At 63.2% G+C, this 12,699-nt stretch carries 13 protein-coding genes; 5 read left to right on the top strand and 8 right to left on the bottom strand.

Going from position 1 to position 12,699, the window contains the following annotated elements:
- Nucleotides 1-36: 36 nt before the first annotated feature.
- Nucleotides 37-582: a phosphodiesterase gene (gene yfcE / locus C2L71_RS03500; protein WP_103264400.1), complete on the top strand. Its 546-nt coding sequence runs from the start codon at nt 37-39 to the stop codon at nt 580-582.
- Nucleotides 583-649: 67 nt separating this feature from the next.
- On the opposite strand, the gene C2L71_RS03495 is transcribed toward yfcE, so the two are convergent.
- Nucleotides 650-1,528 (bottom strand): type III pantothenate kinase, encoded by an 879-nt coding sequence (locus C2L71_RS03495; RefSeq protein WP_103264399.1) that lies wholly within the window; start codon nt 1,526-1,528, stop codon nt 650-652.
- Between the two features lie 139 nt (nt 1,529-1,667).
- On the opposite strand from C2L71_RS03495, the gene C2L71_RS03490 reads away from it, so the two are divergent.
- Together C2L71_RS03490 and C2L71_RS03485 are read left to right on the top strand one after the other, a co-directional pair.
- Complete coding sequence (locus C2L71_RS03490; protein WP_103264398.1) at nt 1,668-3,374, top strand: OPT/YSL family transporter; 1,707 nt, start codon at nt 1,668-1,670, stop codon at nt 3,372-3,374.
- A gap of 133 nt (nt 3,375-3,507) precedes the next feature.
- Nucleotides 3,508-3,846, top strand: coding sequence for a transporter (locus C2L71_RS03485; RefSeq protein WP_103264397.1), 339 nt, complete (start codon nt 3,508-3,510; stop codon nt 3,844-3,846).
- Between the two features lie 51 nt (nt 3,847-3,897).
- Here the strand turns inward: C2L71_RS03485 and C2L71_RS03480 are convergent, their stop codons facing one another.
- On the bottom strand, nt 3,898-4,920 hold the full coding sequence (locus C2L71_RS03480) for a glycosyltransferase family 2 protein (protein WP_103264396.1): 1,023 nt from the start codon (nt 4,918-4,920) through the stop codon (nt 3,898-3,900).
- 4 nt (nt 4,921-4,924) lie between these two features.
- On the bottom strand, nt 4,925-6,139 hold the full coding sequence (gene glf / locus C2L71_RS03475; protein ID WP_103264395.1) for a UDP-galactopyranose mutase: 1,215 nt from the start codon (nt 6,137-6,139) through the stop codon (nt 4,925-4,927).
- 202 nt (nt 6,140-6,341) lie between these two features.
- On the opposite strand from glf, the gene pta reads away from it, so the two are divergent.
- A complete protein-coding gene (gene pta / locus C2L71_RS03470; protein ID WP_103264394.1) occupies nt 6,342-7,343 on the top strand; it encodes a phosphate acetyltransferase in 1,002 nt (333 codons plus the stop codon).
- 151 nt (nt 7,344-7,494) lie between these two features.
- Here the strand turns inward: pta and C2L71_RS03465 are convergent, their stop codons facing one another.
- Nucleotides 7,495-7,983, bottom strand: a complete 489-nt coding sequence (locus C2L71_RS03465) for a DUF1269 domain-containing protein (RefSeq protein WP_103264393.1) — start codon at nt 7,981-7,983, stop codon at nt 7,495-7,497.
- A gap of 314 nt (nt 7,984-8,297) precedes the next feature.
- Between C2L71_RS03465 and C2L71_RS03460 the strand changes: the two genes are divergently transcribed.
- Nucleotides 8,298-8,657 (top strand): histidine triad nucleotide-binding protein, encoded by a 360-nt coding sequence (locus tag C2L71_RS03460; protein ID WP_103264392.1) that lies wholly within the window; start codon nt 8,298-8,300, stop codon nt 8,655-8,657.
- A 156-nt stretch (nt 8,658-8,813) separates the two neighbouring features.
- On the opposite strand, the gene C2L71_RS03455 is transcribed toward C2L71_RS03460, so the two are convergent.
- The 4 genes from C2L71_RS03455 to C2L71_RS03440 all read right to left on the bottom strand — a co-directional run bounded on the left by C2L71_RS03455 (nt 8,814) and on the right by C2L71_RS03440 (nt 12,616).
- On the bottom strand, nt 8,814-10,055 hold the full coding sequence (locus tag C2L71_RS03455; RefSeq protein WP_103264391.1) for an acetate/propionate family kinase: 1,242 nt from the start codon (nt 10,053-10,055) through the stop codon (nt 8,814-8,816).
- Nucleotides 10,056-10,224: 169 nt separating this feature from the next.
- A complete protein-coding gene (gene xseB / locus C2L71_RS03450) occupies nt 10,225-10,482 on the bottom strand; it encodes an exodeoxyribonuclease VII small subunit (RefSeq protein WP_103264390.1) in 258 nt (85 codons plus the stop codon).
- Nucleotides 10,479-11,933: an exodeoxyribonuclease VII large subunit gene (gene xseA, locus C2L71_RS03445; RefSeq protein ID WP_103264469.1), complete on the bottom strand. Its 1,455-nt coding sequence runs from the start codon at nt 11,931-11,933 to the stop codon at nt 10,479-10,481. Before xseA ends, xseB begins: the two co-directional genes overlap by 4 nt.
- 11 nt (nt 11,934-11,944) lie before the next feature.
- A complete protein-coding gene (locus tag C2L71_RS03440) occupies nt 11,945-12,616 on the bottom strand; it encodes a zinc metallopeptidase (protein ID WP_103264389.1) in 672 nt (223 codons plus the stop codon).
- Nucleotides 12,617-12,699: the final 83 nt, after the last annotated feature.

The following is a 12,699-nucleotide window of genomic DNA, read 5'->3' as shown; positions in this document are numbered from 1 at the left end:
GCGCCCACCTGAAGCCCGACTCGAGGAAGGAGCACCGTGAAGCTTGTTATTGCATCCGATCTGCACGGATCGGCATCGGCCGTGCGCGCACTCGCAACGCGCGTCGAGGCGGAGACACCCGACCGCATCGTGCTTTTAGGCGATCTGCTCTACCATGGCCCCCGCAACGACCTGCCCGATGGATACGCTCCCAAGGAGGTCGTACCGATCCTGAACGAATGGGCGGATCGCATCGTGGCCGTACGCGGCAACTGCGATGCCGAAGTGGATCAGATGGTGCTCGCCTTTCCCTGCATGGCCGACTACGCCCTCATGGAAATCGACGACCACGAACTGCTCCTCTCACACGGCCACGTGCCGCGCTTCGCACCCGACGAATCGCCCGCGCTCGCACCCGGCAGCGCGCTTCTGACCGGCCATACCCATGTGAAGTCGCTCGATCGTCGCAACGGCGTGCTTTTCGTCAACCCGGGCAGCACATCCATACCGAAGGATGGCTCAGCGAGCTACGCCGTGTACGATCATGGCGCGTTCGCCCTCAAGTCGCTCGACGGCGTGACCCTGCGCGAAGCCGGCTGGTAACCACGCGGACGCGGATACCGTCACGCAACTCGGCGAACGCTCGCTCGCAGCGGCTTCGCACACATAGTCAATCACGGCGGTTCATGGCATGCAGCAAAGCAAGACCTCGCAAAGTGAGATGCTCGTCCACCCTGCGGATGCGCTTCGAGAGCGCCGCGAGCATGTCGGCATCGGATCCCGTCGCCACCACGTCGGTCTCGTACCCCAGTTCGCCCCACATCAGGTCAATAAGGCCGTCGATGCGGGCGATCTCGCCCATGACGATGCCTGCCTGCATTGCTTCGCGTGTGTTCTTCCCCACCATGGAGGCTGGGGCGATGAGCTCCACCACGGGAAGACGCGCGGCGGCGTCGGCAAGGGCCTTCGCGCACAGCTTTAAGCCGGGCGCGATAGCGCCTCCGATGAACGCGCCTTCGGGATCGACGACCTCGAAATTAGTCGTCGTGCCGAAATCGACCACGATCAGAGGATGCGCATAAGAACCCTTGGCGGCCACGAGGTCGGCGATGCGGTCGGCGCCCAGCTGACCAGGGTCGTTGTAGCGCATTTTTAGGCCGGTTTTCAAGCCGGGACCCACGACAAGGGGCCTGCGCCCGCTCATCCGGCTGATCGCAGTTACCCATGAGTCGGTAAGATCAGGTACGACCGAGGCGACGATGCCATCGCGCAGACGCACCGCCCCGCCGATCTCGGACAGCGCTCCGTCCTCGACAAGGCGCAGAAAGGACGCTGCAATCGCCCAGGCCTCATCGGTCGTGAGGAGTTCGGAGGTAGTCGCAGTCCATGTCGCAGCCAGCTCCCCGCCCTCGAACAGGCCCAGGTTCGTCACCGAGTTGCCCACGTCCACGGCGAGCACGGGACCATCGGCCGTCCGCCGAGGCCGCTTTGCCTCCACCACGGCCTCCGGGCAATCCGCGTCGGCCACCGCCTTCCGTATGCCGCCCATCGCCACCGCCTTCCGTCGCGCGTCCTTTTTCGAAATCGCCGTTGTGCCGGCACCTGCGGATGATTATACTGTATGCGCCCGTTCAGTAACCCGACTTCCCGAGACAAGGGGAAGCGGATATGCGAGAAGGAGCTCGAAAATGGATTCTGTCAAAGGGCAGCTGACGCTGCGCGGTCTGCTTATCGGCTGCGTCGGTTGCATCATCATCACCGCGGCGTCGGTGTACACGGCCCTCAAGATGGGGGCGCTTCCTTGGCCCATCGTGTTCGCGGCCATCATATCGCTGTTCTTCCTCAAAGCGATCAGCCGCGGACGCGCCAGCCTCAACGAGGCGAACGTCACCCATACGGTCATGTCGGCCGGCGCCATGGTGGCAGGCGGACTTGCCTTCACCATACCCGGCATCTGGATGCTCGGCTTCGCCGATGCGACAAGCATCTTCGAAATGCTGCTCGTCGCTCTGGCGGGCGTGGTGCTCGGCCTGGTGTGCACGGTGCTGCTGCGCCGCCACTTCATCGAGGACGCGGAGCTTGAGTACCCCATCGGCGAAGCGGCTGCTCAAACGCTCATCGCAGGCGACGCCGGCGGCAAGACGGGTTGGAAGCTGTTCGGATCGATGGGCCTGGCCGGCGCGTACACCGCGCTGCGCGATTGGTTCGGCGCCATTCCCGCGATGCTGCTTGGCAACGTTTCCATTCCCGGCGTCATGTTCGGCATCTACAACTCGCCGATGCTGCTCGCGGTAGGCTTCCTCGTAGGAACGGGCGCGGTGACGGTGTGGTTCGCCGGTGCGCTGCTGGGCAATTTCGGCATCATCGTGGGCGGTTCGGCTGCGGGGCTATGGGATGTGGCAAGCGGTCAGGGCATCGTCTCAAGCCTCGGCATGGGCGTCATGATGGGTGCAGGACTGGGCGTCATCTTCAAGAACATCCTGCCGAAGGCCATCCGCATGCTGCGCGACACGAAGGGCTCCGTCTCACTGCGGGCAGTCGACGATGACGCGCCCGCAGAGGGCGGCTCGAAGCTCCGTCGCTTGCGCGTGAGCGCCGGCATCGCTGCCTGCGCCGTAGCTGCCGTCGCTCTCGTCATCTGCTTCGGTCTGGGCCTCGGCCCCCTGCCGTCCCTCATCGTGGTGCTGCTGGCCTGGGTAGCCACGGCCATGAGCGCTCAAAGCGTCGGACAGACGGGTATAGACCCCATGGAAATATTCGGCCTTATCGTGCTTCTCGCAGTGGCGGCCGTCTCCGATCTGCCGCAGGTGCAGTTGTTCTTTGTGGCCGGCATCGTGGCCGTGGCGTGCGGTTTGGCCGGCGATGTTATGAACGACTTCCACGCAGGCCATGTCCTGGGCACCTCGCCGAAGGCCCAGTGGATCGGCCAAGCAGTCGGCGCGGTGCTCGGCGCCTTCGTGGCCGTCGCCGTCATGGCCGTGCTTTTGGGCGCATACGGCCCCGAGGCGTTCGGCCCCACCGCCTCGTTCGTGTCGGCGCAAGCGTCAGTCGTGGCCACCATGGTGTCGGGCATTCCCTCGGTTCCCGCGTTCGCTATCGGGCTTGCTGGCGGATTTCTGCTCTACCTGGTCGGTTTCCCTGCGATGATGTTGGGGTTGGGCATCTATCTGCCGTTCTATATGTCCCTCACCGCATTTCTGGGCGCCATGGCAAAGGTCGTCTACGACGCCGTATGCAAACGCCATCGCGCAAAGCTCGCACCCGAAGAGCGCGCGTCGCGCGAGAAGGAGCAGAACGAAACAGGACTCGTCGTGTCGAGCGGCCTTTTGGGCGGTGAATCCATCATCGGCGTGCTTGTGGCCTTCGCAGCCGTGGCCACGGGCCTCGGAGCGTAGACGAGCTGCCGAACAGCCCCGAAGATACGCCCCGCCTGCGATACGGCTCACGGAGCTGGGGTGATTCGTGATACCATGCCGGGACGAGCGCGGCGCGCTCGTCCCGAGCCTACAGTGAGCGGAGTTCCCGTCCATGCATGTGATCATTACCCTTTGCGCGGCTTTGTCCGCCGGCACCGTCCTCGGCGTCGCTGCCGGCGGAATGAAGTATCGGCTGAATCGCACGCGATCCTATTCGGAAAAGACGATAGTCGGCTATCAACGGCTCTGGAAGGCCGGCTCCGTAGCCATGCGGTTCATCACCGGCACGATCCTTGCCCTCGGGCTCATCTGGTGCACCGGCTTCCTCGTCGTCGGCGCGCTCTACCCCGACCAGACCGACTACGCGAACAACATGGCGGAGCTCATCGTGTGCGTGCTCACCGTCGTCTCTATCATCTTCGCCTTTTACGAGTTCGTCCGCCGGAAGTAGCGCCGCGCTCCCCCGGGGATGGGGGAAGGCGGCCCGCGGGCCGCCTTCCTGCTAATTGAACTTGAAAATCTTCTGGGCCATGCGGTAGCCGGTGATGCCTATCTTGCGGCCGAGTCCGGTGGGCAGGTTCGTGCCCATGTTCAACACGCTGCGGCGAATGCGCCGGTACACCTCAGGGTTCTTCTCCTTGAGATAGTCCCAAATGCCCTCGCGCTTGTCCTCGGCTTCGTCGGTGTCGATCATGCGCAGGAAGATGGAGCAGATGCACATCATCATGGACAGGTAGTTCTCCATGTAGCGCTCGAGGCGCTTCTCGGGAACTGCGTCGGGCAGGCGCACCGCGTCGATCATGAGGCGCGTCACGCGCAGCTGCTGGTCGATGCGGCCCTTCATGACGCTTTCGTTCACGCTTTGGTCTTCGCGGCCGATGAAGTAGCGGTACATGTCCACATCGCGATAGTAGATGGTCCTCACGTGCGGCAGCGGCACGTACACGAAGAGGTTGTCCACGTAGAACGTGTGCTTCGGCAGCTGGAGACCGATTTCGCGCAGAAGCTCGGCGCGGTAGATCACCGAGTGCATGAGCAGGTACTGGCTCTGACCGAAGTGCCCCACCTCGTCCCAGCCGAACTCGCGGCCCTCGGGAAACACGTTGCGGTAGTGCATGACGGTGCGCGAGCCTTCCGACACCTTTTCGTACACGTAGTTGCCGATGACAAGGTCAGTGGGGGCGGGCAGCTCCGCCTGGCGGCGCAGATACGCCATGATGTCGCGCATGGCGACCTCGTCGAGCCAGTCGTCAGAGTCGACCACTTTGAAGTACAAACCGGTCGCATTCGCAAGACCCGTGTTCACCGCTTCGCCGTGGCCGCCGTTTTCCTGGTGCACGGTCTTGACGATGCCCGGATGCCGCTGCGCCCATTCGTCCGCCTTGGCCGGGGTGTCGTCCTTCGTCGACCCGTCATCGACGATGATGATTTCGATATCGTCGCCGCATTTCAAAAGCGATTCGATGCATGCATCCATATATGCAGCCGAATTGTAGCAGGGCACCGCGAACGAGATGGTCTTCACGATCCTACCCCACCAGCTCGTCGGCAAGCGCGAGCGCTCGCCCGATGATGACGTCCATGTTGTAATACCGGTACTCGGCCAAGCGTCCGAGCGGGTGGAAGTTCGGCAGCGACTTCGTAAGCTCGCGATAGCGCTCGTAGTGAGCGGCGTTCTCATCGCCGACGATGGCGTAGTACGGGATCTGCCGCTTCGGATCGTCGTAGGAGCGGCTGTACTCCTTCATGATGGTGGTCTTGTCGCTCTTCTGGCCCGTGAGGTACTTGAATTCGGTGATGCGCGTGTAGTCCTCGGTCACGGTGAAGTTCACCGTGCCGCAGGGCAGCATGTGCTCGGCGTCGTGCGTCTCGTACACGAAGTCCAAGCTGCGGTACGGCAGACGGCCGAAGCGCGACAGAAACAGCTCATCGAGCGGACCGGTGTAGACGATGGGGCCCTCGAACGGCGCGCTCTTGATGAGGATCGCGGACAGCGGGGCGCTCTCGTCGCTGCTCTCGAACTCCAGCTCGAACACGTTCTCAGCTTCGGTGTCCAGGCACACCTGGATGTTCTCGTGATCGAGCATGCGCTCGAACAGCGGCGTATAGCCCTCGGCCGGCATGCCCTGGTATGCATCCTGGAAGTAGCGATTGTCGCGTGACACGAACACGGGCACGCGCGCCGTGACAGAGGGGTCGACCTCCTCGGGCGTAAGGCCCCACTGCTTCTGCGTGTAGTAGAGGAACACGTTCTTGTAGATGAAGTCGGCGATCTCGGACAGCTCGGGGTCGTCTTGGGCGCGCAGCTCGGTGATGGTCACCTTGCGCTCGTCGCCGAATGTTTCGATGAGCTTCTCCGTGAGGCGCGCCGCCTTCTCCTTGCCGAAAGCAATCTCCATCGAGTTCTTGTTGAACGGCACCGGCAGGTACGTGCCGTACCAATCGGCCAGCACCTCGTGCTGGTAGTCGCGCCACTCGGTGAAGCGGCGCACGTAGTCGAACGCACGCTTGTCGTTGGTGTGGAAAATATGCGGTCCGTAGCGATGGACGAGGATGCCGGCGTCGTCGGCCTCGTCGTACATGTTGCCGCCGATGTGGGAGCGCTTCTCGATCACGAGCACCCGCTGGCCGCCGCGCTCGGCCAGCTCGCGCGCCACCACGCCGCCCGCAAACCCGCTGCCGACGACCACTGCGTCGAAGTCTCCCCTGTCAATATCCTTGAAGTCGCAGTACCGAACTCCCATGAGGCAACCTTCCTCGTCCACGGCAGCTTCGAAGCTGCCCCTCTCTCAAACGTATAAGCAAGCAGGCTTCTTGCCCGCCGAAACGCGCCGGAAGCTATTTTACCGGCAAGCGAACAGGGTGCGTGGATTATCATACAAAGTGGACAAAACCAGGAGCGAATGCACAGGTAGCGTCGCCCAGTCGATGAGAGAAAGGCTTTCCATGAGTTCATTCCTCGATTCCATGCTTGCCCGCGCCAAAGCCGACCGCCAGACGATCGTCCTGGCGGAAGGCGATGACGAGCGCACGCTCGCCGCGGCCGAACGCATCCTCGCCGACGATGTGGCGAACCTCGTCATCCTCGGCGATGCCGCCGCCATCGAGGCCAGCAGCTACGCGCTCGACGGCGCGCGCATCATCGATCCTCGCACGGCCCCCGAGCGCGAGGCGTTCGCCGCGGCCCTCTTCGAGTTGCGTCGTGCCAAGGGGATGACCGAAGAGAAAGCGCTCGGCCTCGTCGACGACGTGCTGTACTTCGGAACCATGATGGTGAAGCTCGGGCATGCCGACGGCATGGTATGCGGCGCCTGCCATGCCACTTCCGACGTGCTGCGCGCTGCGCTGCAGATTCTCAAGACCGCGCCGGGCGTGAAGCTCGTCAGCTCGTTTTTCGTCATGGTCGTCCCGAATTGCGATTTGGGACAGAACGGGACGTTTCTCTTCAGCGACTGCGGACTGGAGATCCAGCCCGACGCCGAAAAGCTCGCGCACATTGCCGTCAACTCCGGCCGCTCGTGGAGCACGCTCATGGGCACCGAGCCGGCCGTCGCCATGCTCTCCCATTCTACACATGGCTCGACTGTGGCCAACGCCGACCGCGACAAGGTGATCGAGGCGGTCGCGCTCGCAAAGGAGCTCGCGCCGCAGATGGCCCTCGACGGCGAGTTGCAGCTCGACGCCGCCATCGTGCCCTCCGTGGGCGCATCGAAGGCGCCGGACTCACCTGTAGCAGGCCGCGCCAACGTGCTCGTGTTCCCCGACCTTGACGCCGGTAACATCGGCTACAAGCTCGTGCAGCGCCTCGCACATGCCGAAGCCTACGGTCCCGTCACGCAAGGCATAGCCAAGCCCGTGAACGACCTGTCGCGCGGCTGCACGGCCGACGACATCGTGGGCGTCATCGCCATCACCTGCGTGCAGTGTCAGGCTATGAAAGCCGAATAGCGGCCAAGACGAGCCGGTCCGATCTGCTCGCTGCCGCGCCGGCGCGGTGCGGCGCCGCAAGCGAAAAACAAAGGCGGGACTGGAAATCCTCGTTCCAGTCCCGCTCGTTCGTTTTGCCGGAAGGCCCAGCCATTCGGCTGAAAGCCGTTACCTACCCCTTGAACAGGGCGTGCTTGAGCTCCTCTTCATCCTTCACAGAGAGAGAAGTCTGCAGCACCTCGCCGCCGAACGGCTTAATGGCGTCGACGAATTTATCGGTGGTCATTTCGTCGACCACCATGAACACGGCAGCGCTGTCATCGGAGGAAAGCAGGTTGCGGACGCGCTCCTGGAAGTCCTTGTCGACGCCGCGCTTCACGATAGCGCCGGTAAGCGCCCCGATGCCGGCTCCGAGCGCAGCCCCGAAGACCGGCACGAAGAACAAAAGGCCGAACAGGGCGCCCCAGAACAGACCCCAAACGGCCGAGGTCCCCACCTTCGAGCCAGGCGTGACGACGTCGTACTTGCCGTCGGCGCGACGGGCCACGACGGCGATCGATTGCAGGCTTACAATAAGGTTCTTGTCAAGATCGAGGATCTTTTGATAGGCGGACGTTGCTTCCGCCTCGCTCGGGTATCCGAGCACTAAAAGCGTACTCATGCGGGACTCCTTTCGATGGTTCGCAGATACCTCAACTCTACCGTCTTGGAGATCTGGAGCGCGCTGGAACCCGCATCCGCAATCAGCCTGGCATCGCCATGTAAGCGCCCTGCGGTGTTCGCATCGCCGGGACAACAGAGCGCTATGCTCGGTCCCGCTTCTGCGGCGGACGCCGCACAGGCGGCCCTATCGACCCTCTTTTCAGCACGCAGCAAGCGCAAACCGGAAACCGACTCGTCCAGCGCTGCGAGCCGGGGTACAATATTCAGGCGCCCCCGAGGCACGCCCTATCGCGAGAAGAAAGGTTTCGGACCATGAGCGACTGCTTGTTCTGTAAGTTGATTTCCGGTGAGATACCAGCCAGAAAGGTGTACGAGGACGATGTGTGCTTCGCGTTCGACGACATCGAGCCAGAAGCCCCGGTGCATACCTTGATCGTTCCCAAGAAGCACTACGACAACCTTCAGGACGACGTGCCCGCCAACGTGCTGGGCCACCTTCTGTCCGTCGCGCCGAACGTGGCCGATCTCAAAGGCGTCGGCGAGTCCGGCTTCCGCTGCGTCATCAACACCGGCGAGGATTCGGCGGCCACGGTATCCCACCTCCACATCCATCTTCTTGGAGGCGTGAAGATGGGACGCTTCACCTTCGAGAACTCCCAGCGGGCGGAATAAGCCGCAGAAGAGCCGCATCGAACGGCTCCGAAAACTGGAAACAGAGCATGAAAACAACCATCGGCGACCGCATGGCCGCCGATGGTTGTTCGAACGTTCGCTCGCGCTTCTTCGAAGGCTTACAACGCGCCCTTCGCGCTTCTTCGTTCCAGCCGCCTATGCAAGCATCGGCACCTCATCCAAGACGCCGCCCTCGACACCCACCTTCTCATGCAGGATGTCATAGGTGTCGCGTGCGATCATGTACTCTTCGTTCGTGGGGATGATGATGATCTTCACCTGCGAGTTCTCCGATGAAATCTCGCGCTCGAAACCGCGAGCGCGGTTCTTTTCCTCGTCAAGGATAATGCCGAGCGGCTGCAGGCCCGAGAAAATCATGCGGCGCATCTTCTTGCAGTTCTCGCCGACGCCAGCCGTGAGCACGATGGCGTCCACACCGCCCATGACCGCTATGTAACTGCCGATATACTTCTTCACGGAGTTCGAGTACATATCGTAAGCGAGCATGGCGCGCTCGTCGCCCTTTTCGGACGCGTCGCGAACGCTGCGCAGATCGTTGGAGATGCCCGAGATGCCCAGCAGGCCCGATTTTTTGTTCATGAGATCGTTGACCTCGGCAGTGGAAAGGCCTTCGTGCTCCATGATAAACGGCACGATGGCCGGATCGATGGCGCCGCAGCGCGTGCCCATCATGAGGCCATCGAGCGGCGTCAGCCCCATCGAGGTGTCCACGGCCACACCGTGGTCGATTGCCGCCATGGAGCATCCGTTGCCCAGGTGGCACGTGATGAGCTTCAAGTCCTCGATCGGCTCGTCGAGGACGGCGGCGGCCCGCTCCGCGATGTAGCGGTGCGACGTGCCATGCGCACCGTACTTGCGAATGGCGTACTTCTCGTACAACTCGTAGGGCAAGGGGTACATGTACGCCTTCGGAGGCAGCGTCTGGAAAAACGACGTGTCGAACACGGCCACCATGGGGACGCTGGGCATATGCTTCTGGCAGGCGCGTATGCCCATCAGCGCGGCTTTGTTGTGCAAGGGGGCGAGTTCCGCGAGTTCGTCAATCTTCGCAACGACGTCCTCATCGATGAGCACCGAGCGATCGAAGTACTTGCCGCCCTGCACTATGCGGTGCCCCACCGCATCGATCTCGTCAAGCGAGTCGATGGCTTTTGCAGATCCGCTCGTGAGCGATTCCAGCACGAGGGCGATGGCGTCATCGTGATCCGCCATCTTGGCATCGATAACCACCTCGTTCTCGTCGAGGCCATGCTTGTGGAAGGCGCTGTTCGATCCGACGCGCTCGCAAATGCCTTTCGCGATCAGTTCTTTGCGCTCCAGATTGACCAGCTGGTACTTCAAGGAAGATGATCCCGCATTGATGACAAGTACGTTCAACGGCCTGCCTCCTTAACCTGTCGTTCGCTCGAAAGACAATTGTAGGTAAGGCCTGTGGTCGTTAAAAGGCTTCCACCACTTGATTCGGTCAGTGGCATGCCGCTCACCGAAAAAGCCCGGTTAGCACGCCCTCTTTCTCCTCCGGCAACGGCCCCGTGGACGAGGAAGCTTACGAAAGCGTAGCATCCCGCGAGGCGTCGTCGGCATCGGCCGCGAGCTCGCCCATCAGCACGTCCACCTTCTGCTGGGCCTCGGCAAGACGGCCTTGCAGCGACGCGAGCAAGGCCACGCCGCGCTCGTAGCTTTGCAGGCTGTCTTCCAGCTCCAGCGTGTTACTCTCGAGCACGCGCACGATACCATCCAACTCGGCCATAGCCTCGCGAAACGTCAGCTCATCGATAGGACTCGCGTCCTCCTGCTCCTTCATACGGCATCCTCCCACTCGACTGTTTCCGTATCGACACGCCGCGTACGCTCGACGCGGCAATTCAGCACGCCATCGGTCACGGACACGTCCACCGTGTCGCCCGCAGTAACATCCTCCACGCTCTTGACTACGGTCCCGGCAGCCGTGCGCGCGACGGCGTAGCCGCGCGCGATCACGGCGAGAGGCGAGAGGTCGTGCAAGCGCGCGGCGCCCACAGCCGCCTGCTGCGAGAACCGCGGCACGATCGAACCCCCGCAGGCGACCAAACGCTCGCGGCAGCGCGCCATTCGCGCGCCTTCGCGCTCCACTGCCGCCGGCATGACGCGCGCAAGCCGCTCGCGCTGACGCACGACCAGCCCTCTGTCGCGCTCAAGATTTGCGGGCAGCGCCCTGGACAGGCGGTCGCCCATCATATCGAGCGTCTGCGCTTCGGCGGCAAACACCGTTTGTGCATCGCAGAACAGCGGTCTCGTCGCGCAACGGCGCACGTCTGCGCCCGCACGTTCGACCGCACGCCCGGCACAGGCGGCAAGCGTTCGCGCCCGCGCTGAAAAATGCCGTTCGAGGCTCTCGCGCGCAGGGCTGACGGCCTCGGCTGCTGCGGTCGGCGTCGAAGCACGCACGTCGGCTACCATATCGGCGATGGTGGTGTCCGGCTCGTGCCCGATGCCCGTCACCACCGGCACGGGGCAGCGTGCGATGGTACGCGCGAGCCGCTCGTCGCTAAACGTCATCAGGTCCTCGAAAGAGCCGCCGCCCCTTACGACGAGCACCACTTCGGCCCCGGCTGCCACCACCTGACGCATCCCCTCCATGATGCCCGCAGGCGCGGCGGCGCCCTCCACGGCCACGCCTGCCAAAAGCACGCGCGCAAGCGGAAACCGGCGGCGCAGCGTGCGCAGCACGTCGTGGACGGCGGCACCGCGCGGCGATGTGACCAGTCCGACGACGTCCGGATAAATCGGAAGCGGCCGCTTACGGGCTGCGTCCATGAGCCCTTCGGCCTCGAGCTTTCGCGCGAGCTCGGCAACCTTGAGCCGAAGATCGCCCTCGCCCGCCAGCTTGAGCGAGACCACGTCGAAATTCATGCGCCCCTTGGGTGCGAACAGCGTGAACTGTCCGGCCAGCTCCACAAGCTGCCCTACGCGCAGCGGCACTCCCGCAGCCCGGAACCGGTTGTTCCACATCATGCAGGGAAGCGCCGCGCTCTTGTCCTTCACGGTGAAGTACACGGCCTTGTACCCGGGCTTGTTCGACACCTCGGACACCTCGCCCACCAAACGCACGGCCACGCCCTCGAGCGCGCCCTTTGCAAGCGCCATCGCCGCCGACACGCTAAGCGGCTGATCGGACCTGTCGTCGACGACTGCGCCGCGCGAGGTTGCCGCCCGCGCGCGTGCGAGCGCGTCGCCGAGCGCCGCCGCCCGCTCCCCTTCCTCCGAAGCCCTCACAATCACGCCTGCTAGTCCTGACGCTGGCCGAGGAGCCACAGCAGCTGCAAGATGGAGGTGAGAGCAGCGGCGACGTAGGTGAGCGCGCAGGCGCGCAGCACGCTGAACGCGCCGCTTTGCTCCGCCTGAGGCAGAGCCGTCGCCTGCATGTAGACCATTGCGCGGCGGGAAGCGTCGAACTCGACCGGCAGCGTGACGATCTGGAACAGCACCGCGAACGCATAGAGAATAATGGCAAGGTCGATGAGGCCGGTCAACTGCATGACGATGCCAATCAGCAGCAGGAACATCCAGGCGTTCGAGGCCAGATTCACCACGGGCACGAGCGCGCCGCGAATCTTCATGGGCGCGTACCCCTGGGCGTACTGGTAGGCATGTCCCACTTCGTGGCACGCAGTCGCCGTCGCCGTGATCGATCGGCCTTCGAAGGAATCCGGCCCAAGCGTAACGGAGTTCGTGCGCGGATCGAAAAAGTCCTGGCCGGGTCCGCCACGGCGCACCTCCACACCCGAGATGCCATAGTACTGCAACATGCGGCGCGCCGCCTCGGCGCCGGTCATCCCCGTGGAGATGGGCACCCTTTTGTACTTTTTGAGTTGAGAGTTCACATACCAGGTCGCGAAGCCGCCGATGGCCAACGTCACCAGGATCAGCAGCAGGTAGCCCGAGCTCAATCCGAACATAGGTCGAACACTCCTTCAAAGGGGTAGACTCCGCAGCCTCTCGGACTGCATTCCACGTACGATTCCGTATTATACTGGAGCGC

The sequence above is a fragment of the Enteroscipio rubneri genome (assembly GCF_002899715.1).
In the GTDB taxonomy this organism is placed as follows: Bacteria; Actinomycetota; Coriobacteriia; order Coriobacteriales; family Eggerthellaceae; genus Enteroscipio; species Enteroscipio rubneri.
The sequence above is the reverse complement of the archived record's forward strand: the minus strand, read 5'-3'. Positions and strand labels throughout refer to the sequence as shown.

What these genes read in the sequence shown, in the direction of transcription:
- C2L71_RS03490 (WP_103264398.1), top strand. Translation starts at nt 1,668, where the DNA reads ATGGATTCTGTCAAAGGGCAGCTGACGCTGCGCGGTCTGCTTATCGGC.
- pta (WP_103264394.1), top strand. Translation starts at nt 6,342, where the DNA reads ATGAGTTCATTCCTCGATTCCATGCTTGCCCGCGCCAAAGCCGACCGC.
- glf (WP_103264395.1), bottom strand. Translation starts at nt 6,139, where the DNA reads ATGGGAGTTCGGTACTGCGACTTCAAGGATATTGACAGGGGAGACTTC.
- C2L71_RS03485 (WP_103264397.1), top strand. Translation starts at nt 3,508, where the DNA reads ATGCATGTGATCATTACCCTTTGCGCGGCTTTGTCCGCCGGCACCGTC.
- C2L71_RS03495 (WP_103264399.1), bottom strand. Translation starts at nt 1,528, where the DNA reads ATGGGCGGCATACGGAAGGCGGTGGCCGACGCGGATTGCCCGGAGGCC.
- C2L71_RS03465 (WP_103264393.1), bottom strand. Translation starts at nt 7,983, where the DNA reads ATGAGTACGCTTTTAGTGCTCGGATACCCGAGCGAGGCGGAAGCAACG.
- C2L71_RS03460 (WP_103264392.1), top strand. Translation starts at nt 8,298, where the DNA reads ATGAGCGACTGCTTGTTCTGTAAGTTGATTTCCGGTGAGATACCAGCC.
- xseB (WP_103264390.1), bottom strand. Translation starts at nt 10,482, where the DNA reads ATGAAGGAGCAGGAGGACGCGAGTCCTATCGATGAGCTGACGTTTCGC.
- C2L71_RS03440 (WP_103264389.1), bottom strand. Translation starts at nt 12,616, where the DNA reads ATGTTCGGATTGAGCTCGGGCTACCTGCTGCTGATCCTGGTGACGTTG.